The 22,252-nt window shown below is 69.0% G+C and carries 22 protein-coding genes; 19 read left to right on the top strand and 3 right to left on the bottom strand.

Annotation, left to right across the window (positions count from 1 at the left end; all coding sequences use genetic code 11):
• Positions 1-1,137, bottom strand: a complete 1,137-nt coding sequence (moaA, locus tag ACTWQD_RS09600; RefSeq protein WP_443195916.1) for a GTP 3',8-cyclase MoaA — start codon at positions 1,135-1,137, stop codon at positions 1-3.
• Positions 1,138-1,528: 391 nt separating this feature from the next.
• Between moaA and ACTWQD_RS09595 the strand changes: the two genes are divergently transcribed.
• From ACTWQD_RS09595 to ACTWQD_RS09565, 7 genes are all read left to right on the top strand, one after another.
• On the top strand, positions 1,529-2,974 hold the full coding sequence (locus ACTWQD_RS09595) for a molybdopterin-dependent oxidoreductase (RefSeq protein ID WP_443196191.1): 1,446 nt from the start codon (positions 1,529-1,531) through the stop codon (positions 2,972-2,974).
• 91 nt (positions 2,975-3,065) lie between these two features.
• Positions 3,066-4,289 carry a molybdopterin molybdotransferase MoeA gene (locus tag ACTWQD_RS09590; protein ID WP_443195915.1) on the top strand — a complete coding sequence of 408 codons (1,224 nt, stop codon included), beginning with the start codon at positions 3,066-3,068 and terminating at the stop codon, positions 4,287-4,289.
• Positions 4,277-4,795 (top strand): cyclic pyranopterin monophosphate synthase MoaC, encoded by a 519-nt coding sequence (gene moaC, locus ACTWQD_RS09585; RefSeq protein WP_443195914.1) that lies wholly within the window; start codon positions 4,277-4,279, stop codon positions 4,793-4,795. Before ACTWQD_RS09590 ends, moaC begins: the two co-directional genes overlap by 13 nt.
• Positions 4,792-5,304 (top strand): MogA/MoaB family molybdenum cofactor biosynthesis protein, encoded by a 513-nt coding sequence (locus ACTWQD_RS09580; RefSeq protein ID WP_066434880.1) that lies wholly within the window; start codon positions 4,792-4,794, stop codon positions 5,302-5,304. Before moaC ends, ACTWQD_RS09580 begins: the two co-directional genes overlap by 4 nt.
• Positions 5,294-5,797 (top strand): molybdenum cofactor biosynthesis protein MoaE, encoded by a 504-nt coding sequence (locus tag ACTWQD_RS09575; RefSeq protein WP_443195913.1) that lies wholly within the window; start codon positions 5,294-5,296, stop codon positions 5,795-5,797. The genes ACTWQD_RS09580 and ACTWQD_RS09575 overlap by 11 nt, the downstream gene beginning before the upstream one ends.
• A gap of 55 nt (positions 5,798-5,852) precedes the next feature.
• The gene (gene dapB, locus ACTWQD_RS09570) at positions 5,853-6,611 is read left to right on the top strand and encodes a 4-hydroxy-tetrahydrodipicolinate reductase (protein ID WP_443195912.1); all 759 of its coding nucleotides are present in this window, start codon (positions 5,853-5,855) and stop codon (positions 6,609-6,611) included.
• A 5-nt stretch (positions 6,612-6,616) separates the two neighbouring features.
• On the top strand, positions 6,617-7,099 hold the full coding sequence (locus ACTWQD_RS09565; RefSeq protein WP_443195911.1) for a hypothetical protein: 483 nt from the start codon (positions 6,617-6,619) through the stop codon (positions 7,097-7,099).
• Positions 7,100-7,139: 40 nt separating this feature from the next.
• Here the strand turns inward: ACTWQD_RS09565 and ACTWQD_RS09560 are convergent, their stop codons facing one another.
• Positions 7,140-8,375 carry a heparan-alpha-glucosaminide N-acetyltransferase domain-containing protein gene (locus ACTWQD_RS09560; protein ID WP_443195910.1) on the bottom strand — a complete coding sequence of 412 codons (1,236 nt, stop codon included), beginning with the start codon at positions 8,373-8,375 and terminating at the stop codon, positions 7,140-7,142.
• 115 nt (positions 8,376-8,490) lie between these two features.
• Here ACTWQD_RS09560 and ACTWQD_RS09555 point away from each other — a divergent pair, with 115 nt between their 5' ends.
• The 7 genes from ACTWQD_RS09555 to ACTWQD_RS09525 all read left to right on the top strand — a co-directional run bounded on the left by ACTWQD_RS09555 (position 8,491) and on the right by ACTWQD_RS09525 (position 16,596).
• Complete coding sequence (locus ACTWQD_RS09555) at positions 8,491-8,877, top strand: hypothetical protein (protein WP_443195909.1); 387 nt, start codon at positions 8,491-8,493, stop codon at positions 8,875-8,877.
• Positions 8,878-9,012: 135 nt separating this feature from the next.
• Positions 9,013-9,921 (top strand): 4-hydroxy-tetrahydrodipicolinate synthase, encoded by a 909-nt coding sequence (gene dapA / locus ACTWQD_RS09550; RefSeq protein ID WP_443195908.1) that lies wholly within the window; start codon positions 9,013-9,015, stop codon positions 9,919-9,921.
• 56 nt (positions 9,922-9,977) lie between these two features.
• Complete coding sequence (locus ACTWQD_RS09545) at positions 9,978-11,669, top strand: ribonuclease J (protein WP_443195907.1); 1,692 nt, start codon at positions 9,978-9,980, stop codon at positions 11,667-11,669.
• A 217-nt stretch (positions 11,670-11,886) separates the two neighbouring features.
• Complete coding sequence (locus tag ACTWQD_RS09540) at positions 11,887-14,844, top strand: DNA translocase FtsK (RefSeq protein ID WP_443195906.1); 2,958 nt, start codon at positions 11,887-11,889, stop codon at positions 14,842-14,844.
• Between the two features lie 9 nt (positions 14,845-14,853).
• Positions 14,854-15,495 (top strand): CDP-diacylglycerol--glycerol-3-phosphate 3-phosphatidyltransferase, encoded by a 642-nt coding sequence (gene pgsA / locus ACTWQD_RS09535; protein ID WP_443195905.1) that lies wholly within the window; start codon positions 14,854-14,856, stop codon positions 15,493-15,495.
• The gene (locus tag ACTWQD_RS09530) at positions 15,492-16,004 is read left to right on the top strand and encodes a CinA family protein (RefSeq protein WP_443195904.1); all 513 of its coding nucleotides are present in this window, start codon (positions 15,492-15,494) and stop codon (positions 16,002-16,004) included. The genes pgsA and ACTWQD_RS09530 overlap by 4 nt, the downstream gene beginning before the upstream one ends.
• A 139-nt stretch (positions 16,005-16,143) precedes the next feature.
• The gene (locus ACTWQD_RS09525; RefSeq protein ID WP_066434909.1) at positions 16,144-16,596 is read left to right on the top strand and encodes a helix-turn-helix domain-containing protein; all 453 of its coding nucleotides are present in this window, start codon (positions 16,144-16,146) and stop codon (positions 16,594-16,596) included.
• 161 nt (positions 16,597-16,757) lie between these two features.
• On the opposite strand, the gene ACTWQD_RS09520 is transcribed toward ACTWQD_RS09525, so the two are convergent.
• Positions 16,758-17,267, bottom strand: a complete 510-nt coding sequence (locus tag ACTWQD_RS09520) for a MarR family winged helix-turn-helix transcriptional regulator (RefSeq protein WP_443195903.1) — start codon at positions 17,265-17,267, stop codon at positions 16,758-16,760.
• A gap of 44 nt (positions 17,268-17,311) precedes the next feature.
• Between ACTWQD_RS09520 and ACTWQD_RS09515 the strand changes: the two genes are divergently transcribed.
• The 5 genes from ACTWQD_RS09515 (at position 17,312) to miaA (ending at position 22,192) form a co-directional block, all read left to right on the top strand.
• The gene (locus ACTWQD_RS09515; RefSeq protein ID WP_066434915.1) at positions 17,312-17,530 is read left to right on the top strand and encodes a DUF3046 domain-containing protein; all 219 of its coding nucleotides are present in this window, start codon (positions 17,312-17,314) and stop codon (positions 17,528-17,530) included.
• Between the two features lie 258 nt (positions 17,531-17,788).
• Entirely contained in the window at positions 17,789-18,841 is a 1,053-nt protein-coding gene (gene recA, locus ACTWQD_RS09510; protein ID WP_443195902.1) for a recombinase RecA, read from the top strand.
• 184 nt (positions 18,842-19,025) lie between these two features.
• Positions 19,026-19,550: a regulatory protein RecX gene (locus tag ACTWQD_RS09505; protein WP_443196190.1), complete on the top strand. Its 525-nt coding sequence runs from the start codon at positions 19,026-19,028 to the stop codon at positions 19,548-19,550.
• 38 nt (positions 19,551-19,588) lie between these two features.
• The gene (gene miaB / locus ACTWQD_RS09500; RefSeq protein WP_443195901.1) at positions 19,589-21,178 is read left to right on the top strand and encodes a tRNA (N6-isopentenyl adenosine(37)-C2)-methylthiotransferase MiaB; all 1,590 of its coding nucleotides are present in this window, start codon (positions 19,589-19,591) and stop codon (positions 21,176-21,178) included.
• 126 nt (positions 21,179-21,304) lie between these two features.
• Positions 21,305-22,192 (top strand): tRNA (adenosine(37)-N6)-dimethylallyltransferase MiaA, encoded by an 888-nt coding sequence (gene miaA, locus ACTWQD_RS09495; RefSeq protein ID WP_443195900.1) that lies wholly within the window; start codon positions 21,305-21,307, stop codon positions 22,190-22,192.
• Positions 22,193-22,252 lie beyond the last annotated feature (60 nt).

Raw genomic sequence — 22,252 nt, 5'->3', positions numbered from 1 at the left:
TCAGCCTCCGATGGCGCTCATGCTGCGGTCCGGCTGGACGAAGTCCGGGGCGTCCAGTCCGACGTGATCCATGCCGTGCGCCTTGGGCTTGATCCACATGGCATCCTGCCAGCGTTCGGCGAGCTGTTCGTCGCTGGCTCCCTCGCGGAGCAGCCCCAGCAGGTCGATTTCCTCGCGGGAGAAGAGGCAGCTCATGATCTTGCCCTCGGCCGTGATGCGGGTTCGGCGGCAATCGGAGCAGAACGGCTCGGTCACGGACGCGATGATCCCCACGGTGCCGAGCACCGGCCCGGTGGCCTCGGCCGTACCGGGCACGCGGGCCCGGACCTCGAAACGTTCCGCCGGCGCGCCGTCGCGGTCGCGCGGATCGGGGCTGAGCACGTAGTCGACGGAGAGCAGCCCGCGGATCTCCGCGGCCGTGATCATGTTCCGGCGGGTCCAGCCGTGGTCGGCGTCGAGCGGCATCTGTTCGATGAAGCGCAACTCGTAGCCGCGGTCCAGCGCCCATGCCAGGAGGGCGGGGGACTCGGCGTCGTTGATGCCGCGCATCAGTACGGCGTTGAGCTTGACGGGGCCCAGCCCGGCGGCCCAGGCGGCGTCGACGCCGGCCAGGACCTTGTTCAGGAAGGGCCGGCGGGTCAGCTGGGTGAACGTTTCCTCATGGAGCGAGTCGAGGGAGACGTTGATCCGGGACAGCCCGGCGGCTTTAAGCCCGGCGGCCTTTTTGTCCAGGCCGACGGCGTTGGTGGTCATGGAGATGGGCAGATCAGGGTGGGCGTGGCGGAGCGCCGAAATGATGTCCATCAGATCGGCCCGGACCAGCGGTTCGCCGCCGGTGAGCCGCAGTTCGCGCACGCCCAGCATGTCGACGCCGATCCGCACGATCCGGACAATCTCCTCCGCGGACATCACGGCCTGCTTGGACAACCACTCCAGGCCCTCGGCCGGCATGCAGTACGTACAGCGCAGATTGCATTTGTCCGTCAGGGAAAGCCGCATGTCGGTGGCACGGCGGCCGTAGCGGTCCACGAGGCCGGCGGGCAGGCCGGCCGGGCGCCCGGGCATCTGCGCGGCGGAAGTGCCCGCGCCGGAACCGTCCTCCGCGCGGGGCTGGGGCATACCAAGCTGAACACTCATAAGGTCAGGCTACGCCACCTCGGCGCCGGCATCACTCCTGCGGGGCAGCGTAGTGCGCCGGTCCCGGGACGGTGCCGCCGCTGCGGCACGAATCTATGCTGGAGGGGTGAACACTTCCCCGCACGGGCCGGACACCCTTCCCGGCCCCGCCCCGCGGACCCCGGCCCCGCGGGGCGAGGACCGGCACGCGACAGCCTGGGCCGCAGCCTCCGGGGTCGTGGCCGTCGGCACAGGGCTGGCCCTCGGGGAGCTCGCCGCGGGCCTGGTGAGTCCCTCGCTGTCCCCGGTGACCGCCGTCGGAGGCGCTGTGATCGATGTGGTCCCGCCGGGCGTCAAGGACTGGGCCATTTCGCTCTTCGGCACGGCGGACAAAGCCGCGCTCCTTGGCGGCATGGGGCTCGTCATTGCCGCGCTGGCCGCCCTGTCCGGGGTCGTGGAGCTGCGGCGCCGGTTCGCCGGCGTGGCCATCATCGCCGTGTTCGGGGCGGCAGGGCTGGCAGCCGTCCTCAGCCGGAGTGAACTGACGCCGAACGCGGTGCCTGTCCCGCTGCTCGCTGCCGCTGTGGGCATGGTCCTGTTGCGCTGGCTGATCCGCCGGCTTGAGGAGTGGCAAGCCGACGCCGGACCCCCGGCCGAAGACCCTGTCCTACCGGTCGAAGGCACAGCGCTTCCGGCCGAAGGCACAGCGCCACCGGCCGAAGGCACAGCGCCACCGGCCGAAGGCACAGCCGCGCCGGTGCAAGGACCTGTCCCTGCGGCACAGCCTGCATCCCGGCGCCGTTTCTTCCAGGTCCTCGGCGGAACGGCCGCGGCGGGCGTGCTCGCCGGTGTTCTCGCCTCGACCTTCCGCGGAGCCGCCGCCGTCGTGAGCGAACTGCGCAGCAAACTGGCGCTCCCCGCCCCGGCCTCCCCGGCTCCGCCGATCCCGGCCGGGGCCGAGGTCCGGCTGGACGGTGTAGGCCCGCTGGTGACCCCCAACAAGGACTTCTACCGGATCGACACCGCGCTGCGCGTTCCGGTGCTGGACCCGGGCCAATGGACCCTGAAGGTCACCGGGCTGGTGGAGCGCGAGGTCTCACTGGACTTCGCCGCCCTGCTGGCCAAGCCCCTGGTCGAGCGGCACGTCACCATCGCCTGCGTGTCCAACGAGGTGGGCGGTGACCTGATCGGCAACGCCCGCTGGCTGGGCTGGCCGGTCCGGGAACTCCTGGCCCTGGCCGGCCCGAAGGACGGCGCGGACATGGTCCTGTCCCGCAGCTCGGACGGCTGGACCGCCGGAACGCCGCTGGAGGTGCTGACGGACAGCCGCGACGCGCTCCTGGCCGTCGGGATGAACGGCGAACCGCTGCCCCTGGAACACGGCTTCCCGGCCCGGCTGATCGTCCCCGGCCTCTACGGCTACGTCTCGGCCACCAAATGGGTCACTGAGCTCAAGGTGACGCGCTTCGCGGACGACGTCGGCTACTGGACGCCCCGCGGATGGAGCGAGCACGGACCCATCAAGACATCCTCCCGCATCGACGTGCCCCGGGACGGCCGTTCCGTGAGCGCCGGCACCGTCGCTTTCGGCGGTGTCGCGTGGGCCCAGCACACCGGCATCGGCAAGGTGGAGCTCAGGGTCAACCGCGGCGCGTGGCAGCAGGCGGAGCTGGCTCCCGGGATCTCCACGGACACCTGGTACCAGTGGAAGCTGGCACTGCCGCTCACCCCCGGCCGGTACGAGGTCCAGGTCCGCGCCACGGACCTCACCGGCGCCCCGCAGGTGGAGGACCGCGCGCCGGTGGCGCCCAGCGGGGCCACCGGCTTCCACACGGTTAGAGTTGACGTAAAGTCCTAACCGGCCGGGCCGCCAGCCGGACCGGGGAGCCGGGCCGGGGCACCGGACCGGCTGCCCACGCCGCAGGCTCAAGACGAGGGGTCACCAACGCATGCACCGCACCCAGGCAGGGCACGTCACCGTGGAAGCGCACCGCGAATCGGTCCGCCGGCTCCTGTCCCCGCTCCGCACCCCGGACCGGGTCGAGCGGCTCCCGCTCCTCGCAGCACTGGGCCGGGGGCTCGCGGCGGACATCGTGGCGCCGCTGGACCTTCCCCCATTCGCGAATTCGCAGATGGACGGCTACGCCATCCGCAGCGCCGACGCGCCCGACGGCGGCACCGAACTGCGCGTCGTCGCTCCCGTGCCGGCCGGTACGGCGCCGCCTGAACTGGCCTCCGGAACCGCCGCCCCGATCATGACCGGCGCCATGATGCCGCCCGGCGCGGACGCCGTGGTCCCGATCGAACAGGCGGTTCCCGCTGCGTTCCCCGCACCCGGCGTCCCGGCCACGGTGCGGCTGCCCGCCGTTGCGGCAGGGACTTTCGTCCGTAACGCGGGCAGCGACATCCGCACCGGCGAGCCCGCCCTCGGCGCCGGCACCTTCCTTGGACCCGGCCAGCTGGGACTCCTGGCCGCCCTGGGATTCACCGACGTGCCCGTCTACCCCGCGCTGCGGGTTGTGCTGGTCACCACCGGCGACGAGGTGGTGGAACCGGGAAGCCCGCTGGGCACCGGCAAAATCTACGACTCCAACGCCACCTTGCTGGAGTCCTCCATGCGCCAAGCCGGCCTCCACGTCACCCGGACCGGGATCGCCACGGACCGGCCCGGCGAGCTCGCGGCGCTGCTGCGCCGGCATGCCCCGGACGTGGACCTCATCGTCACCACCGGCGGCGTCAGCAAGGGCGCGTACGAGGTGGTCCGGCAGGCGATGGAGGGCCACGACGTCGACTTCCTGGGCGTCGCGATGCAGCCCGGCGGCCCGCAGGGCATCGGAACTTTCGACGGCGTTCCGGTCCTCGGCTTCCCGGGGAACCCGGTGAGCTGCCTGGTCTCCTTCGAAATGTTCCTCCGGCCCGCCCTCTTCGACCTCTTCGGTTCGCCCGCGCCGCGTCCGGCCGTCAGGGCACGCCTGGCCCACTCCCTGGAATCACCGCCGGGAAAGCACCAGGTGCGCCGGGGCACGGTCCTGGCGGACGGCACCGTCCGGCTGGAGGGCGGCGCCGGGTCCCACCTCGTCAGCGCCCTGGCGCACTCCAATGCCCTGATCCAGGTCCCGGAAGGAATTGCCGCGCTCGCCGAGGGCGCAGAGGTGGAAGTATGGATGCTGTGAAAGAAGAAGCGCCGGCAACGGAAACACCCGCGGCGGAAACCCCGCGCCTGACCCATCTCCGGCAGGACGGCTCCGCCCAGATGGTGGACGTGTCCAACAAGGCGGAGACTACCCGCGAGGCCACCGCCACCGCCACCGTCCGCAGCACCGCCGAGGTCCTGGCCCTCCTTGGCGCGGGCGAGCTGCCCAAGGGCGATGCCCTTGCCGTGGCCCGGGTGGCGGGCATTATGGCCGCGAAGAAAACGCCAGAGCTGATCCCGCTGTGCCACCCGCTGCCCATCGCCAAGGTCACCGTGGACTTCGAGCTTGAGACCGACTTTGTCACCGTCTTCGCCACCGTCAAGACCCGCGGCATCACCGGCGTCGAGATGGAAGCGCTGACCGCGGCCTCCGTGGCAGCCCTCAGCGTGTACGACATGATCAAGGCCGTGGACAAGCACGCGGTGCTGACGGACATCAAGGTGCTGGCCAAAAGCGGCGGCAAGAGCGGGGACTGGACACTATGAGCATGCCCGAACCACACCGGCACGGCGAGGCCACCGGGCGGAAGGCCGGCGTCGTGATCGCCTCCACCCGGGCCGCGGCCGGAATCTATGAGGACCTCACCGGCCCCGTCATCATCGACTGGCTCACCGAGCACGGCTTCGAGACGTACCCGGCCATGGTGGTCCCGGACGGCGACGCGGTAGGCGCAGCCCTGCGCGCCCTCCTGACGCAGGCGCCCGCCGTCATCATCACCAGCGGCGGCACCGGCCTCAGCCCCACCGACGCCACCCCGGAACAAACCCTGCCGCTGCTGGACCGCGAGATCCCGGGCATCATGGAAGGCATCCGGGGTGCCGGGATCGCCAAGACGCCGATGGCGATGCTGAGCCGGGGCCATGCAGGAGCTGCAGGCCAGACCTTCATCGTCAACCTTCCCGGCTCGCCGAAGGGCGTCATGGACGGCCTCGGGGTGCTGGATCCCATCGTCGGACATCTTTGCGACCAGCTGGAGGGCAGCCATGGCCACTGAACCGGGCACTGAAACTTCACCGGCCTTTGACGTGGTGCACGCGGTGCTGAGCTCCGAGCCCATCTCCGTGGACCAGGCCATCGCCGCCGTCGAATCCGATACCGCGGGCGCGGTAGTCAGCTTCAGCGGCGTGGTCCGGAACCACGACGGCGGCAAGCCGGTCCTGCGCCTCAGCTACAGCGCACACCCCACCGCGCACCAGGTCATGGCCGACGTCGTCGCGCAGCTCGTCGCTGAACAAGTCACTGAGCAAGTCACCGAACAAGCAGCCGGGGGAGCCCCGGGCCGGCCGGTGCGGATCTGGGCGGCGCACCGGACCGGGATGCTGGAGATCGGGGATCCCGCGCTGGTCTGCGCCGTCTCCGCCTCGCACCGCGGCCAGGCCTTCGCGGTCTGCTCGGAACTCGTGGACCGGATCAAGGCCCAGGTGCCGATCTGGAAGGAACAGTTCTTCACCGACGGCACGGTCGAATGGGTCGGCGCGGGGGAGTAGTTCCGCGGGCCGGCCGGTTCAAGGCCGGTCCCGCCCCGGCGGTAGGGTTGATGGCATGACCGAACAACTCGCAGTCGCCGTGCTGGGCGCCAACGGGCGCATGGGCGCCGAAGCCGTCCAGGCCGTCGAAGCCGCCGCGGACCTGAACCTTGTCGCCGCGCTGGGCCGTAACGATCCGCTGGAGACGCTGGTCGACGCCGGCGCCCGGATCGTGGTGGACCTGACCGTCCCCGAAAGCACCGAAGCCAACGTCCGCTTCGCCGTCGAACACGGCATGCACGCCGTGGTGGGCACCACCGGCTGGGATGCAGAGAAACTGGCCGGGCTGGAGGAGCTCCTCGCCGGCCAGCCGGAGGCGGGCGTCCTGATCGCACCCAACTTCGCCCTCGGGTCGGTCCTCGCCTCAGCGTTCGCCGCCAAGGCCTCCCGCTACTTCGAATCGGTGGAAATCGTCGAACTGCACCACCCGGACAAGGTGGACGCCCCGTCCGGGACCGCCGTACGGACCGCGCAGCTCATTGCCGCCGAGCGCACAGCGGCCGGCCTTCCCGCCAGCCCCGATGCCACCACCAGCGAACTCCCCGGCGCCCGCGGCTGCGACGTCGACGGCGTCCGCGTCCACAGCGTCCGGCTCCGCGGCCTCGTGGCGCACCAGGAAGTCCTCCTGGGCGGGCCGGGGGAGCAGCTGGCATTCCGGCACGACTCCTTCGACCGCGCCTCGTTTATGCCCGGCGTGCTGCTGGGCGTGCGCAACGTCGCAGCCCACCCGGGCCTTACCGTCGGCCTCGACGGCTACCTCGACCTGGGACTCTGAGCGCTGTGGCCAACGTCCTCGCTGCCTTCAAGGCCAACCGCACCAAGATCTGGGTCGGTGCCGTCACCCTCCTGCTGGTCTTTTACCTGGTGGTGTCCTTCCAGCGCGCGGTGCTCCTTATGACGGACCCCAACCCGGTGGCCAAGGCCATCGGCGCCGCGTACCTCCTCCTGCCCGTGATCGGTGCCTGGGCCCTGGTCCGCGAGCTGCTCTTCGGCGCCCGGACCGAACGGCTGGCGAACATTCTTGAAGCCGAGGGCGGGCTGCCGGAAGACAACCTGCCGCGCACCCCCGCCGGGCGGATCATCCGCGAAGCCGCGGACCGCGAATTCGAGAAGTACCGTGCCGAGACGGAAGCTGCGCCGGACGACTGGCGCTCCTGGTTCCGGCTCAGCTGCGCCTATGACGCCGCGGGCGACCGCAAACGGGCGCGTGCCTCCATGCGCGACGCCATTCGGCTGTACCGCACAGGATCCCGCCAGGGCTGAACGCCCGCGGCAACCTGACCCGCAGTTACCTGAACCGCAGTTACCTGACCCGCGCCGGCTGGTACTGGCCCAGCTGGCTGGCGGCATGTGTCACCCATTCCAGCGGCCCCCGCCACCCCAGTGCCGCGAACATGCCGCCGATCGCGAGGATCGCGGCCGCCTGCGCCCAGTAGACCCCCTCCACAGTCCACCCGGACGGCAGCGGCTGGCCGGAGAGGGACGCCATCACGCACAGATGGGCCGTGTAGAAGCTCAGGGTCATGGCTCCGGCGCCGCGCAGTGGCAGCAGCAGGTCCAGGCCGGCCCGCTGCACCAGGCGGCCAAGGATCAGGAATACGCCAACCACGGCGGCCGCGACCCCCGAGGTGTGCAGCAGATCCAGCGTGGTGCCCGAGTGCGGGGCGCTGGACGCGAGCCACCAGGCCGAGCCGGTCTGGTCCACCCCGGCAAGGTTCACTTGGAGCAGGCTCTCCAGCGGATACGAGGGGTCCAGGAGGGATGCCTGCAGCTGCGCCCGTCCGCCCCAGTCCTCCATCATCACCACGCTGAACCACTTGGCAAGGACGGCCACGGCGGCGCCCACGGCCAGCAGCAGGACGGGGACGGCCGCCGACGTCAGCGCCAGCCGGCCGATCGCGAGGCCCACCAGGAGGTAGGTCATCCACTGGAAAACGGGGTAGTAGCCGGTCAGGAACAGGTCCCCGAGCAGGACGGCAGGGGTGGACAGATCCTCCCAGACGGGGTTGTGGCCCAGCTGCAGGGGAGGCTCGGCGGAAAGGAGCCACGGCCGCAGCAGGAAGGCGACAGCCGGGCTGACCAGCACCCAGCCGGCGGCCAGCACCAGCAGGTGCTTGACGTCCAGGCCCAGGAACGGCAGCACACACAGGAACAGCACGGCGTAGTGGACCAGGATGATCGCGATGTTCACTTCCAGCCCGCCGACGGTGAGCCCGACGGCGCCGATCACCAGGGCGCGGAGAGCGATGCCGCGGCGGGCCGCCCACAGCCGGGGACCATCCAGCGGCTGCTGCTTCCCGGTGGACAGTGCCAGCCCGATGCCGGCGAGCACGGCGAAGAGCGCCGAGGCGCGGCCGGAAAACACCAGCCCCACCCACGTCGGGGTGAGCTGGGCATTGGATTCGAAGGTCGGGAAAACATGCGTGGCCATCATGCCCAGGAGGGCCAGGCCGCGGGCGGCATCAATTCCTGCGAGCCGCATCCCGGTGGTCCTGGCTGCTGCGGACCGGGAGGGGGATGCTGTTCCGCGCGGCGTCATTCGTCGATCGTCTCACGACCTCCGGCAGCGGTCCTCTGCCGACGGCGGAACAGGACAACTTCACAGGAACCGCACAGACCTTGTATTCGAATATATGTTCGAATAGGATGTGGCCATGAACAACAGACCAAAACCCAGGGTTTCCTCGGATCCTGTCCCGTCGGAGTCGGTTCCCTCGGTTGCCGTCCCGCCGGACGCGGTCCCCGGCGTGCTGAAGGCGATGAGTCCCGGCGTCGTGGACTTCCTCTTCCGGCAGCTCGTCGCCGGCGAGCCGGCGGAGGATATGCAGTGGCGCAGGGAGGGGGCGGCACTGTCGGCGCAGGCGCCCGGCGCCGAGCTCGCCCGCCGGCTCGCCGAAACCGACCTTGAAGCGCTGACACCCGGTGAGCTGTTCCACTACGTGCGGGCGGCCCAGCGGCTCGCGGCGTGGGCCGAGGCGCTCCGCGAAGAAGCAGTGGGCCGCTATTGCGATGTGCCGGCCGGCGGTGCTGCCCCGGCATAGTGATGCGGCCAGGTGGTCCGGCGGGGTGAACCGTGGCCCGCGGCGCCATCCGGAAGGGGCTTTCCGGGCTGGTTTGATCTTCATCACCCCGCCTTCATTGTCTTATCAAGCCGGGGACAGGGTAACGTTTTTCATATGCCTGACTCTCGCACCCGCTCTTACACGTTCGGATCCCTCGTAACCGCCATGGTTACGCCTTTCACAGCCGACGGTGAGGTCGATTACCAGCAGAACGCGGAGCTGGCCAACAAGCTCGTCGACGACGGCCATGATGCCCTCGTCATTTCCGGCACCACGGGGGAGACCTCCACGCTGGAGGACGACGAAAAAGAAAAGCTCTTCCGCGTCATCGTGGAGGCGGTGGGCGACCGCGCCAAGGTGATCGCCGGAACGGGCACCAACCACACCTCGCACTCCATCGAGATGGCCAAGCGTGCCGAGAAGGCCGGAGCCCACGGCCAGCTGATCGTCACCCCGTACTACAACAAGCCGAGCCAGGCCGGCATCCGGGCCCACATCGAAGCCGTCGCCGACGCCGCCGACCTTCCCGTGATGGTCTATGACATCCCCGGCCGCTCCTGCGTCCCGATCGACCCCGAGACCATGATCCGGCTCGCGGACCACCGGAACATCATCGCGCTCAAGGACGCCAAGGCCGACTTCGCGGCGATCACCCGGGTCCTTGCCAACACCGACCTTGACGTCTACTCAGGGGATGACGGGCTGACCCTGCCGTGGATGGCAGCAGGCGCCGCCGGACTTGTGAGCGTTTCCGCGCACGTCGCCACACGGCAGTTCCGCGCCATGATCGATGCCGCGCTTGCGGGCGACTTCGCCACCGCCCGCACCATACATTTCGAACTGGACCCCGTGGTCCGTGCAGTGATGACCCACATCCAGGGTGCTGTTGCTGCGAAGCAAGTTCTTAAGTGGCAGGGAGTCCTGCCCAACTCGGTTGTCCGCTTGCCCCTCGTGGAGCCGGACGACGCCGAGATCGAAACCATCCGCGAGGACTTGGCGGAAGCCGGAATGGTCTTTTCCTGATCAGTGATCCTGATGAGGAGAGACCGGGCCGGCAACCGCCTGGAAAGTAGTGAACTATGACCCAAACTGCCCTTCCCGGCCTTGTCACGCCGCCGAAACTGCTTAAGGACACCCTGCGGATCGTTCCGCTCGGGGGCCTCGGGGAGATCGGCCGCAACATGACCGTCTTCGAAATCGGCGGCAAGCTGCTCATCGTCGACTGCGGCGTCCTCTTCCCGGAGGAGACCCAGCCCGGCGTTGACTTGATCCTGCCCGATTTCTCCTACATCGAGAACCGCGTCGATGACATTGTCGCCGTCGTCCTGACCCACGGCCACGAGGACCACATCGGCGCCGTCCCGTACCTGCTGCGCCTGCGCGCCGACATTCCCCTGGTGGGTTCCCAGCTGACGCTGGCCCTGATCGAGGCGAAGCTGCAGGAGCACCGGATCCGGCCCGTCATGCAGACGGTCACCGAAGGCCAGATCAAGAAGTTCGGCCCGTTCGAGTGCGAGTTCGTGGCCGTCAACCACTCCATCCCCGACGCCCTCGCCGTGTTCCTGCGCACCGCCGGCGGCACCGTCCTGCACACTGGCGACTTCAAGATGGACCAGCTGCCGCTCGACGGCCGCATCACCGACCTCCGCCACTTCGCCAAGCTGGGCGAGGAAGGCGTGGACCTCTTTATGTCGGACTCCACGAACGCCGACGTTCCGGGGTTCACCACCGCCGAAAAGGAAATCGGGCCCACCCTGGACCGGCTCTTCGGCCAGGCCACCAAGCGCCTGATCGTGGCCTCCTTCTCCTCGCACGTGCACCGCGTGCAGCAGGTCCTCGACGCCGCCGCCAACCACAACCGCAAGGTTGCCTTCGTCGGCCGCTCGATGGTCCGCAACATGGCCATCGCCGCGAAGCTCGGCTACCTCGACGTGCCGCCGGGCATCCTGGTCGACATCAAGAACATCGACAACCTGCCGGACAACCGCGTGGTGCTGATGTCCACCGGTTCCCAGGGCGAGCCGATGGCGGCCCTGTCCCGCATGGCCAACGGCGACCACCGCGTCGTCGTCGGCCCGGGCGACACGGTCATCCTCGCCTCCAGCCTCATCCCGGGCAACGAGAACGCCGTCTTCCGCATCATCAACGGCCTGCTCAAGCTGGGCGCCGACGTCATCCACAAGGGCAACGCCAAGGTGCACGTCTCCGGCCACGCTGCCGCCGGCGAGCTGCTCTACTGCTACAACATCCTGGAGCCGCTGAACGCGATGCCGGTGCACGGCGAAACCCGGCACCTGATCGCCAACGGCAAAATCGCCCTGGACTCCGGCGTCCCCGAGGAGAGCATCCTCCTCGCGGACAACGGCACCGTCATCGACCTGCGGGACCACCAGGCGGACATCGTGGGCCAGGTGGAGGTCGGCTTTGTCTACGTCGACGGCTCCAGCGTCGGTGAAGTCACCGAAGCTGACCTCAAGGACCGCCAGACCCTCGGCGACGAAGGCTTCATCTCCATCATCACGGTGATCCACCGCGCCACCGGCAAGGTGGTCTCCGGACCGGAGATCCACGCCCGCGGCGTCGCCGAGGACGACTCGGTCTTCGACGAAATCATCCCGAAGATCAACGCCGCGCTGGAAGAAGCCGTGCTCAACCGCACCGACCACACCACGCACCAGCTGCAGCAGGTGGTCCGCCGGGTGGTGGGAACCTGGGTTAACCGCAAGCTCCGCCGCAAGCCCATGATCATCCCGGTGGTGCTGGAAGCGTAAGCCCCGGGCACTAATGGCGGCATCGGCCGCCACCGACCAGAACGGCCGCCACCGACCAGAACGGCCGCCACCGACCAGAACGGCCGTCCCGGCCTGCCACAGGACCCGCCTGTGGTAGGCCGGGACGGCCGTTTCTGTGTGTCCTGCGGGCAACATGGTCCCGGCCGAGGCCCGGAAATCCGGGGTTTTCAGCCCGGCGTCGGGTACCGTAGCGGGTATGGCCACTCGTACTTCCTCCGCGCCACGAGGCAACTCCAGCGGCAAATCAGGCAGCTCCCCGGCCAGGGGCTCCGGCCCGGCCGGGTCCAAAACGGGCCGTTCCGCCGGCACAAAAAACACCGCGCGCACCCGCCAAATGGCCGCCGTCGAACCCAAACAGCCGTGGCTGGTCAGGGTGGTGGCCGGCGCCTGGCTGGGTGTCGCCCACGTCGTCGGGGCAGGAGTCCGGCGGATCGGCTACGACGTCAGCGACCTCGAACCCGAGGAACGCCGCGACGGCGCAGCCCTGTTCAACCTCGCCCTCGGCGTTTTTGTGGCCACGTTCGCCTGGTGGGGTTTCCAGGGCTGGTTCCCGGACATGGTCTACAGCATCGTCAACGGCACCTTCGGCTGGATGTCGCTGCTGCTGCCGCTGATGCTCTTTGTCTGCGCCTTCCGCCTGTTCCGTCAGCCCGTCGACGGCCGCGGCAACAACCGGATCGGGATCGGCTTCCTGATCATGACCTTCGCCGGCTGCGGCCTCGCCCACGTCATTGGCGGGGAACCGACCGTCGCTGAAGGGTTCGACGGGCTGCGCCAGGCAGGCGGCATGCTCGGCTACCTTGCCGCCGCCCCGCTCGCCGCCATCCACGCCGCGGTGCCGCTGGCCGTCTACGGCCTGCTCGCGTTTACCTCCCTGCTGATCGTCACGGCCACACCGTTCGGCGCGATCCCCGCCCGGCTGCGGGGCGCGTATGAGCACCTCATGGGCATCGACCTGCAGGAGACCGCCGACGGCGACAACAGAGGCGACAACAGCGGCCACGACCGCAGCTACCTCTACGAAAACGACCCTGCCCCGGCGAAGAAGAAGCGCCGCCGCCTCTTCGGCAAGGACCACGAGGACGACGCCGGACTCGAAGGCTACGTCGGCGACGAAGCGTTCGAACGGGCACTCATCGCCGACGAGGAAGCCGAGGCCGCCAGGACCGCCGCCGAGGCGAAAACGGGCGCAAAGGCGGCCGGCAAAACCGGCGCCAACGCCGTCGCCCCCGGCGTCCGCCGTCCCACCCAGGCCGAGATCGCCGTCGAGAAGATCAAGGCGGCCCAGGGGCTCGGCAGTGCCGCGGCGGGGGAGAACGCCACCGAAGCGATCCCGCTCGTTTCCCCCGGAATGGCCGGCCCCCCTGCCCCTCCGGCTCCGCCCGCGGCCGGCGTCGCCGCGGCCGCCAAAGTCCCCTCCAATCCCGTGGCTCCGGCGCCCCTTCCCACGCCCATCCCGCAACGCACGGAGCAGCTCTCGCTCGCCGGCGACGTGACGTACACGCTCCCGGCGTCGGACGTGCTGACCCCCGGATCCATCCCGAAGGAACGCACCGAGGCCAACGACGCCATCGTCGCCTCGCTGACCGAAACCCTCACCCAGTTCAACGTGGACGCCCAGGTCACCGGCTTCAGCCGCGGACCCACCGTCACCCGCTACGAGATCGAACTGTCCCCGGGCACCAAGGTGGAGCGCGTCACCGCACTGTCCAAGAACATCTCCTACGCCGTCGCCAGCTCGGACGTGCGCATCCTGAGCCCCATCCCCGGCAAATCGGCCATCGGCATCGAAATCCCCAACACGGACCGCGAGACGGTCTCTCTGGGCGACGTGCTCCGCAGCCAGAACGCCCGCCGCACCGACCACCCGATGGTGATGGGCGTCGGCAAGGACGTCGAGGGCGGCTACGTCGTCGCGAACCTTGCCAAGATGCCGCACCTGCTCGTCGCAGGCGCCACCGGCGCCGGCAAGTCGTCGTTCGTCAACTCGATGATCACGTCCATCCTGATGCGCGCCACCCCGGATGAGGTCCGCATGGTGATGGTGGACCCCAAGCGCGTGGAACTCACCGCCTACGAGGGCGTCCCGCACCTCATCACCCCGATCATCACCAACCCCAAGAAGGCCGCCGAGGCCCTGCAGTGGGTGGTCCGCGAGATGGACGCCCGCTACGACGACCTCGCCAACTACGGCTTCAAGCACATCGATGACTTCAACAAGGCGGTCCGGGCCGGGAAGGTCCACCCGCCGGAGGGGTCCAAGCGGGTCATCCGGGCGTACCCGTACCTCCTGGTGATTGTCGACGAACTCGCCGACCTCATGATGGTGGCGCCCCGCGACGTCGAAGACTCCATCGTCCGCATCACCCAGCTGGCCCGTGCGGCCGGCATCCACCTCGTGCTCGCCACCCAGCGGCCCTCGGTCGACGTCGTCACCGGCCTGATCAAGGCCAACGTGCCGTCCCGCATGGCGTTCGCGACGTCGTCGGTCACCGACTCCCGCGTGGTCCTGGACCAGCCGGGTGCCGAAAAACTCATCGGCCAGGGCGACGCACTGTTCCTGCCGATGGGCGCCTCCAAGGCCATGCGCGTCCAGGGCGCCTGGGTCACCGAGTCAGAAATCCACAAGGTGGTGGAGCACGTCAAGGGCCAGCTCAAGGCCGTGTACCGCGACGACGTCGCCCCCGACGCGCCGAAGAAGCAGATCGACGACGACATCGGAGACGACCTCGAGGTCCTGCTGCAGGCCACCGAACTGGTTGTCACCACCCAGTTCGGGTCGACGTCGATGCTGCAGCGCAAGCTGCGCGTGGGCTTCGCGAAGGCGGGCCGGCTGATGGACCTGCTCGAATCCCGCGGGGTGGTGGGCCCCTCCGAAGGGTCCAAGGCCCGCGACGTCCTGGTCAAACCCGATGACCTGGCCACCGTCCTCGCCGCCATGAAGGGCATGGAAATGCCCGCCGCCGATTCGCAGACCGCGGCGCTGAGCGAGAACGCCAACGCGAACATCGCCCAGGGCGGCTACGCGGAGGACCTCGTCGCCGACGACCTGGACCGGCGGACCCAGAGCACCGAGTATTACGACGGCGCCGACGGCGGTTCCGGGGATGACGAGGACGGTTCCGAGGACGCCTGGTCCCTCACCGGACGGTAGCCTAGGAACGTGACTAGCGCCGAAACAAACAGCCCCGGAGCCGCCTCGCAGATCTGGAACCTGCCCAACATCCTGACGATGCTGCGCATTGTGATGGTGCCGTTTTTCGTCTGGTTCCTCCTGCTCGACGCCCCCGGCCTGGAGGCCCAGTACGGCGTCTGGCGCTGGGTCGCCGCCGCCACCTTCGCCGTCGCCATCTACACCGACAAGCTCGACGGCGACATCGCCCGCAGCCGCGGCCTGGTCACTGACTTCGGCAAGATCGCCGACCCGATCGCCGACAAGCTGCTCATCGGCTCGGCCCTCGTGATGCTCTCGCTGCTGCAGGAACTGCCGTGGTGGGTCACCATCCTGATCCTGGTCCGCGAATGGGGCGTCACCGCCCTGCGGTTCTTTGTCATCCAGTACGGCGTGATCCCGGCCTCGCGCGGCGGAAAGCTGAAGACCGTCATCCAGACGGTGGCCATCTTCCTGTACATCCTGCCGCTCGCCTCGATTGCGCCGTGGCTCGGCGTCGTGGCGTTCGTGGTGATGATGGCGGCCCTCGCCATCACCGTATGGACCGGCGGCGAATACGTCATCGAGGCCCTCAAGCTGCGCGCCAGCGGCATCCGGGCCCGGCAGCAGCAGAACCAGGAGGGCAAGCCATGACCGGTCCCCACCGCACCATCAACCTGCACCACCTCGCCGAGGACGCCGTCACCACGGCGATCGGCCGCGGCCTGACCGTCGCCACGGCCGAATCCCTCACCGCGGGCATGGTCGCAGCCGTACTGGCCGACACGCCCGGCGCCTCCGGGATGCTCCAGGGCGGCGTGGTGTCCTACCAGAACTCCGTCAAGGCCGGGGTGCTGGGAGTGCCCCGGGACCTGCTGGACAGCGCCGGGGCGGTCGATGGCCGCGTCGCCGAGGCCATGGCCGAAGGGGCACGCCGGGTCTGCGGCGCCGACATCGGCGTCTCAACCACCGGCGTCGCCGGGCCAGAGCCGCACGGCGGCAAGGACGTGGGGTCCGTGCTCATCGGCGTCGCGACGGCGGCGGGCTCGACGTCGTTCGGCTACAGCTTCGAGGGCAGCCGGCCGGAAATCCGCGGGCAGGCCTGCGCAGCGGCGCTGGAGCGGCTGCTGGAAGCCCTGAAGGCCGAAGGCTACCGGGCGTAAAGTTGCCGGGAACAAAACTTGATTCCCAATAGTTGTTACATTGTGTCGCTTCCGAACGAGGGAGGCGCCTAGGATGAAAGCATCATCAGTGTCCGCTTTGACCAGCGGGCTCGACCAAAGAGGGAGCAAGGCGATACAGATGGTAAAGCAGCCCGTATCCGTAAACGGCGTTGTCCGCTGGAAGGATGTGGGCCTCGCCGATCAGGCTAAGAGCGAACAGAAGGAGCGCAAGATGGTTGTACTTCGTCACGAAATCGGTGATGTACTGCGCGATGTCCGCCAACGCCAAGGCCGTACCCTCCGCGAAGTCTCGCACAGTGCCCGCGTTTCCCTGGGCTACCTGAGTGAAGTGGAACGCGGCCAGAAGGAAGCCTCCTCGGAGCTGCTCTCCTCGATCTGCTCGGCCCTGGATGTTCCGCTGTCCAGCATGCTCCGGGAAGTCAGCGACCGTGTCGCCGTCGCCGAGGGCGTTGCCGTTCCGGACACCGTCCCCCAGGAGTTCGCACAGCGCTACGGCCGTGACCTGGACCGTGAACTCAACTCCGACCTCAACGACGAGCTGGCCAAGGGCCTGCTCTCCGGGGCGCGCTAGCCCCGGCACCCCCTACTCGACAAAAGACCCCGGCGGTGTGCCGGGGTCTTTTGCGTACGCCGGGCCCTGCCCGGACCAGAACAGCCGGACCAGAACAGCCGGGCCAGAACACGAGGGCCGGAAGGGGGCCGGCGGGACAGGCTTGTCCCGCGAGGGTTTTGCTAGTGAGGTTCGACCCGGGGAAATCCGTCCCGCTCGTAGGTGGCATTGAGTTTTCCGATATAGCCGGCCAGGGTCTGCAGCTCCTCCAGCGGCCATTCGCCCAGCCGTTCCCGGAACACTTCACGCCGCGCGTCCTGCACCTCGTGCATCTTCTCCTCGCCCGCGGGCGTCAGCCGGATCATCTGCGCCCGGCCGTCGAGCGGGTCCGGTTCCTTGGCCACCAGGCCCAAACGTTCCAAGAAAGCAATCTGCCGGCTCACCGAGGGCTTTCCGACGCCGATGCTGGATGCCAGCTCGGTCAGCCGGATCGCGCCCTCGCGCCGGATCACCGAGAGCAGGCCATAGGCGGCCGGTTCCATATCGGGGTGGACCTGGCGGGAGAGCTGGTGGGAGACGGAACGGGCACGGCGCCATAGCATGCTCAACTGGTGCTCGACGGCGGTCAGGGCGGCTTCGGTGGAATCGTCGGCCGGGCCGGGGATCCGGGGGCTTTCGGCCGGGTTGATCATGGCACCCATTCTAGAGTCTCCCGGGGGCGTGAGAGACTCGAAGGGTGCGAATCAGTGATTTTTGGCGCCTCATGGACGACGAATTCGGGGCCGGGTACTCCCGTGTCCTCAGCAGTTCCCTGGTCCTGGCCGGAGCCGGCGGGCGGACGGCAGACCAGGCCCTGGCCGCCGGCATGCCGCCGAAGCAGGTATGGCTCGCCCTGTGCGACGTGCAGGATGTCCCGCCGGAGCGGCGGCTGGGCCGCGACGTCAAACCGCGCTGAGCCCCGCCGCGGGCGTGGCGTTTCGTCTGATTGGTGTGCCGTTCCGGCGATGTGCCGCTGACACGCCGGACAGATTGTTCGAATATCTGTTCGGGTGGGACTATGCTTTTTGCAGAGTGTTTTCCACATACACGGGGCGAGCAGGAAACTCTGTCGGTGGATGCCAGTAGCGTCAGTAATGACAGAAAACTGATCAAGAACACTACCCGGGGCCCGGCAGGGCCCCTCCACAGCGAGAAAGTATTAGAGGTGTGAACCATGGCCGCAGCCCCGGATCGCCAGAAGGCGCTCGACGCAGCACTTGCCCAGATTGACAAGCAGTTCGGCAAAGGCTCGGTCATGCGCCTTGGCGACGAAGTCCGTGCGCCCATCGAAGTCATCCCGACCGGATCCATCGCCCTGGACGTCGCCCTTGGCATTGGCGGCCTGCCCCGCGGCCGCGTGGTGGAAATCTACGGTCCGGAATCCTCCGGTAAGACCACGGTCGCGCTGCACGCGGTGGCCAATGCCCAGCGCCTGGGCGGCATCGCCGCGTTCATCGACGCCGAGCACGCCCTCGACCCGGAGTACGCCGCCAAGCTGGGCGTCGACACCGATGCCCTCCTCGTCTCCCAGCCGGACACCGGCGAGCAGGCCCTCGAAATCATGGACATGCTGGTGGGGTCCGGCTCGCTGGACATCGTGGTCATCGACTCCGTGGCGGCCCTGGTCCCGCGCGCGGAAATCGAGGGCGACATGGGCGACAGCCACGTCGGCCTGCAGGCGCGCCTCATGAGCCAGGCCCTCCGCAAGATCACCGGCCGCCTGAGCCAGACCAAAACCACGGCCATCTTCATCAACCAGCTGCGCGAAAAGATCGGTGTTTTCTTCGGCTCGCCGGAAACCACCACCGGTGGCAAGGCGCTGAAGTTCTACGCCTCCATCCGTATCGACGTCCGCCGCATCCAGACCCTCAAGGAGGGCGCGGATTCCGTCGGTAACCGCACCAAGGCCAAGATCGTCAAGAACAAGATGGCCCCGCCCTTCAAGATCGCCGAGTTCGACATCATTTACGGCCAGGGCATCTCGCGTGAAGGCGGCATCATTGACATGGGCGTCGAGCACGGCCTGATCAAGAAGTCGGGCTCCTGGTTCACCTATGACGGTGACCAGCTGGGCCAGGGCATGGAGAACTCCCGCCGCTTCCTGCGCGACAACCCCGAACTGGCCGCCGAACTGGAGCGGCTCATCAAAGAGAAGCTCGGCGTTGGCGTGAAGGCTGCCGAGGCGGGCGAGGAATCCCCGAAGCTGAAGGCCGTTGACGGCTTCTAACGCCGGAGCCGGCACCGGGTCGGGGTTCCTTCCCTGGAGCCTTGACCCGGACGGCGATGCGGACCCGCTTGCCGGGTCCGTCAGTCCACGCGGCTCCGGCAGGGGACGCGGAGCCCGCAGTTCTTCCGGGTCCGGGGGTTCGCGCAGCGCAGCTTCCCGGACGGCAGGGGCGCCGTCCCCTGAACTGGATCCGGACGCGGACCCGGCGGGTGTCGCGCGGGCCATCGTCCTGCGGCAGCTGACCAACTCGCCCAAAAGCCGGCTGCAGCTCGCCCGCAAACTGGCCGAACGCCACGTTCCCGACGACGTCGCCGAGGCCGTGCTGGACCGTTTCGAAGAAGTGAAACTGGTCGACGACGCGGACTTCGCCGATATGTGGGTCCGGTCCAGGTCCCAGAACCGCAAGCTCGCCAAGGGCGCCCTCCGCCGGGAACTGGCCGACAAGGGCATCGACGATGCCACGGCGGCCGATGCCCTGGCGCAGCTCAGTGATGCGGACGAGGAATCCGCGGCCCGTGACCTGGTCCAGCGCAAACTCCGCGGCACCACCGGGTTCGCGGACCGTGCCGAGCGGGACAAGACCACCCGCCGGCTGGCTTCCATGCTGGCCCGCAAGGGATACCAGCCGTCCCTGGCATTCCGGATCGTGGACGAAGTGCTCGATGAGGCTGTGTCGGCCGCCGGTGCGGAGCCGGAACCGGATTTCTGAGGCGCCCCGGCCCCGTGCCGACCCGGTACCCTTAACAGGTGAGTTTGACCATTCCCTCCCCAGCAGCCGGCCCCACCCCCTCCACGGACCCAGCGTCCCCGGACACGGCCTCATCGTCCCGCCCCGAGGCTCTTGCGGCCACACCGCAGCCGCGCACTTACCAGGTGCGGACCTTCGGCTGCCAGATGAACGTGCACGACTCCGAACGGATGTCGGGCATGCTCGAGGCCGCCGGCTACGTCCCCTCCGCCGGGGAGCTGGCCGACGTCGTGGTCTTCAACACCTGCGCTGTCCGGGAGAACGCCGACAACAAGCTCTACGGAAACCTCGGCATCCTGGCCCCCGTCAAGGCGGCCAACCCTGGAATGCAGATCGCCGTCGGGGGATGCCTGGCGCAGAAGGACCGCGAGACCATCCTGAAGAAGGCGCCCTGGGTGGATGCCGTGTTCGGCACCCACAACGTCGGCTCCCTGCCGGCCCTCCTGGAACGCGCCCGCCACAACAACGACGCGCAGCTCGAAATCCTCGAATCCCTCGACGTCTTCCCGTCCACGCTGCCCACCAAGCGGGACTCCGTCTACTCGGGCTGGGTGTCGATCTCCGTCGGCTGCAACAACACCTGCACCTTCTGCATCGTCCCGGCCCTGCGCGGGAAGGAAAAGGACCGCCGGCCCGGGGACATCCTGGCTGAGATCCAGGCCCTCGTCGACGACGGCGCCATCGAGGTCACCCTGCTGGGCCAGAACGTGAACTCCTACGGCGTGGAGTTCGGCGACCGGCAGGCGTTCTCCAAACTCCTGCGCGCGTGCGGCGAGATCCCGGGCCTGGAGCGCGTCCGGTTCACCAGCCCGCACCCGGCAGCGTTCACCGACGACGTCATCGATGCCATGGCCGAGACCCCCAACGTCATGCCGCAGCTGCACATGCCGCTGCAGTCCGGTTCGGACAAGGTCCTCAAGGACATGAAGCGCTCCTACCGGTCCACCAAGTTCCTCGGCATCCTGGACAAGGTCCGCGGGAAAATCCCGCACGCGGCCATCTCCACGGACATCATTGTCGGCTTCCCCGGCGAGACCGAAGAAGACTTCCAGGCCACCCTCGACGTCGTGGAGAAGTCCCGCTTCGCCACCGCCTTCACCTTCCAGTACTCCAAGCGGCCGGGCACACCCGCCGCGGAGCTGCCGGGCCAGCTCCCCAAAGCGGTGGTGCAGGAGCGCTTCGAACGCCTCACCGCCCTGCAGGACCGCATCGCCGCCGAAGAGAACGCCCGCCAGCTCGGCCGGCGGGTCGAGGTGATGGTCACCGCCCAGTCCGGGCGCAAGTCGGAAGAAACCCACCGGCTGTCCGGCCGCGCCCAGGACCAGCGCCTGGTCCACTTCTCCGTGCCCGACGGGGCAGAGACACCCCGCCCCGGCGACCTCGTCACCGTCACCATCACGGAGGCCGCGGCGTTCCACCTCGTCGCGGATCCCGCCACAGCCGGCGACTACAGCCTCCGCCGCTCGCGCGCGGGCGACGCCTGGGACAGGTCCCAGGCGGACTCCTGCGGCGCCCCGGCGCCCGGATCCGCGTCGGGTGGAACCGGGGTCTCCCTGGGGATGCCCGCCCTGCCCGTCCGCGGCCGCTAGGCCGTGGCTGCTTCTGTGACATCCCCGCGGGACGCACCCGCAGCCGCCCCAACAGACACCCCAGGGGCCGCAACTGGCCCAAGCCCGGCAGCCGACCCAGGCCCAGCCGCCGCAGGCACGCCACCGGTGATCGCCGTCGTCGGGCCCACCGGCTCCGGCAAGTCCGACCTGGCGGTCTCCCTGGCCCTGGAACTCGGCGGCGAGGTCATCAACGCCGATTCCATGCAGTTCTACCGGGGCATGGACATCGGCACCGCCAAAATCACCGTGGCCGAACGCAGGGGAGTGCCGCACCACCTCCTGGACATCCTGGACGTGACGGAGGAAGCCAGCGTCTCGGATTTCCAGCAGCAGTCCCGTGCACTGATCGCGGACATCCACGCCCGCGGCAAACGTGCCATCCTGGCGGGCGGCTCCGGGCTCTACGTCCGGGCCGCGCTGGACGTGCTGGAATTCCCGGGCACCGATCCTGCCGTCCGGCGCCGGCTCGAAGCCGAACTGGAAACCTCCGGAGCCGCGCCGCTCCGGGCGCGGCTGCAGGACGTGGACCCGGTGTCCGCCGGCCGGCTCGGGGACGCCCGCCGGATCATCCGCGCGCTGGAGGTCTTCGAACTCACCGGGCGGCCCTTCAGCTCCTTCATGCCCACGCGCGAGTATTTCCAGCCCGCCGTGCAGATCGGGCTGGAGGTGGACCGGGAACAGCTCCGGGAGCGGCTGGCCCGCCGCGTCCACACCATGGTGGACAGCGGGCTGCTGGACGAGGTCCGGGCGCTCGACGCCGCCGGTCTCCGGCTCGGCCGGACCGCCCCGCGGGCCCTTGGCTACGCCCAGTTCCTCAAGGTCCTCGACGGCTGCTCCGACACCGCCCGGGCAGCGGAGGAAACCATCATCGCCACCCGGCAGTTCGCCCGCCGCCAGCTCACCTGGTTCCGCGCCGACCCCCGGATCCACTGGCTCGACTGGCAGGACCCTGACCTCGTGGCCAAAGCGGCCGCGCTCTGCATCCCGGGCTGACACACCGCCCCGCGGGGCGGGCGGCCCGTCAGGTTTTCCTGCTGCCCCCGGGCCGGATTG

It is taken from the genome of Pseudarthrobacter sp. 1C304 (assembly GCF_052245515.1).
Taxonomy (GTDB): Bacteria; Actinomycetota; Actinomycetes; order Actinomycetales; family Micrococcaceae; genus Arthrobacter.
This window is presented reverse-complemented; position numbering and strand designations above follow the sequence as displayed.

Coding starts and splice junctions, on each gene's coding strand:
- ACTWQD_RS09530 (WP_443195904.1), top strand. CDS start 15,492: ATGACCGGTCCCCACCGCACCATCAACCTGCACCACCTCGCCGAGGAC.
- ACTWQD_RS09580 (WP_066434880.1), top strand. CDS start 4,792: ATGAGCATGCCCGAACCACACCGGCACGGCGAGGCCACCGGGCGGAAG.
- ACTWQD_RS09560 (WP_443195910.1), bottom strand. CDS start 8,375: ATGACGCCGCGCGGAACAGCATCCCCCTCCCGGTCCGCAGCAGCCAGG.
- ACTWQD_RS09525 (WP_066434909.1), top strand. CDS start 16,144: ATGGTAAAGCAGCCCGTATCCGTAAACGGCGTTGTCCGCTGGAAGGAT.
- ACTWQD_RS09540 (WP_443195906.1), top strand. CDS start 11,887: ATGGCCACTCGTACTTCCTCCGCGCCACGAGGCAACTCCAGCGGCAAA.
- moaC (WP_443195914.1), top strand. CDS start 4,277: ATGGATGCTGTGAAAGAAGAAGCGCCGGCAACGGAAACACCCGCGGCG.
- moaA (WP_443195916.1), bottom strand. CDS start 1,137: ATGAGTGTTCAGCTTGGTATGCCCCAGCCCCGCGCGGAGGACGGTTCC.
- ACTWQD_RS09555 (WP_443195909.1), top strand. CDS start 8,491: ATGAACAACAGACCAAAACCCAGGGTTTCCTCGGATCCTGTCCCGTCG.
- ACTWQD_RS09545 (WP_443195907.1), top strand. CDS start 9,978: ATGACCCAAACTGCCCTTCCCGGCCTTGTCACGCCGCCGAAACTGCTT.
- dapA (WP_443195908.1), top strand. CDS start 9,013: ATGCCTGACTCTCGCACCCGCTCTTACACGTTCGGATCCCTCGTAACC.
- ACTWQD_RS09590 (WP_443195915.1), top strand. CDS start 3,066: ATGCACCGCACCCAGGCAGGGCACGTCACCGTGGAAGCGCACCGCGAA.
- ACTWQD_RS09520 (WP_443195903.1), bottom strand. CDS start 17,267: ATGATCAACCCGGCCGAAAGCCCCCGGATCCCCGGCCCGGCCGACGAT.
- recA (WP_443195902.1), top strand. CDS start 17,789: ATGGCCGCAGCCCCGGATCGCCAGAAGGCGCTCGACGCAGCACTTGCC.
- ACTWQD_RS09595 (WP_443196191.1), top strand. CDS start 1,529: ATGGGGCTCGTCATTGCCGCGCTGGCCGCCCTGTCCGGGGTCGTGGAG.
- dapB (WP_443195912.1), top strand. CDS start 5,853: ATGACCGAACAACTCGCAGTCGCCGTGCTGGGCGCCAACGGGCGCATG.
- ACTWQD_RS09575 (WP_443195913.1), top strand. CDS start 5,294: ATGGCCACTGAACCGGGCACTGAAACTTCACCGGCCTTTGACGTGGTG.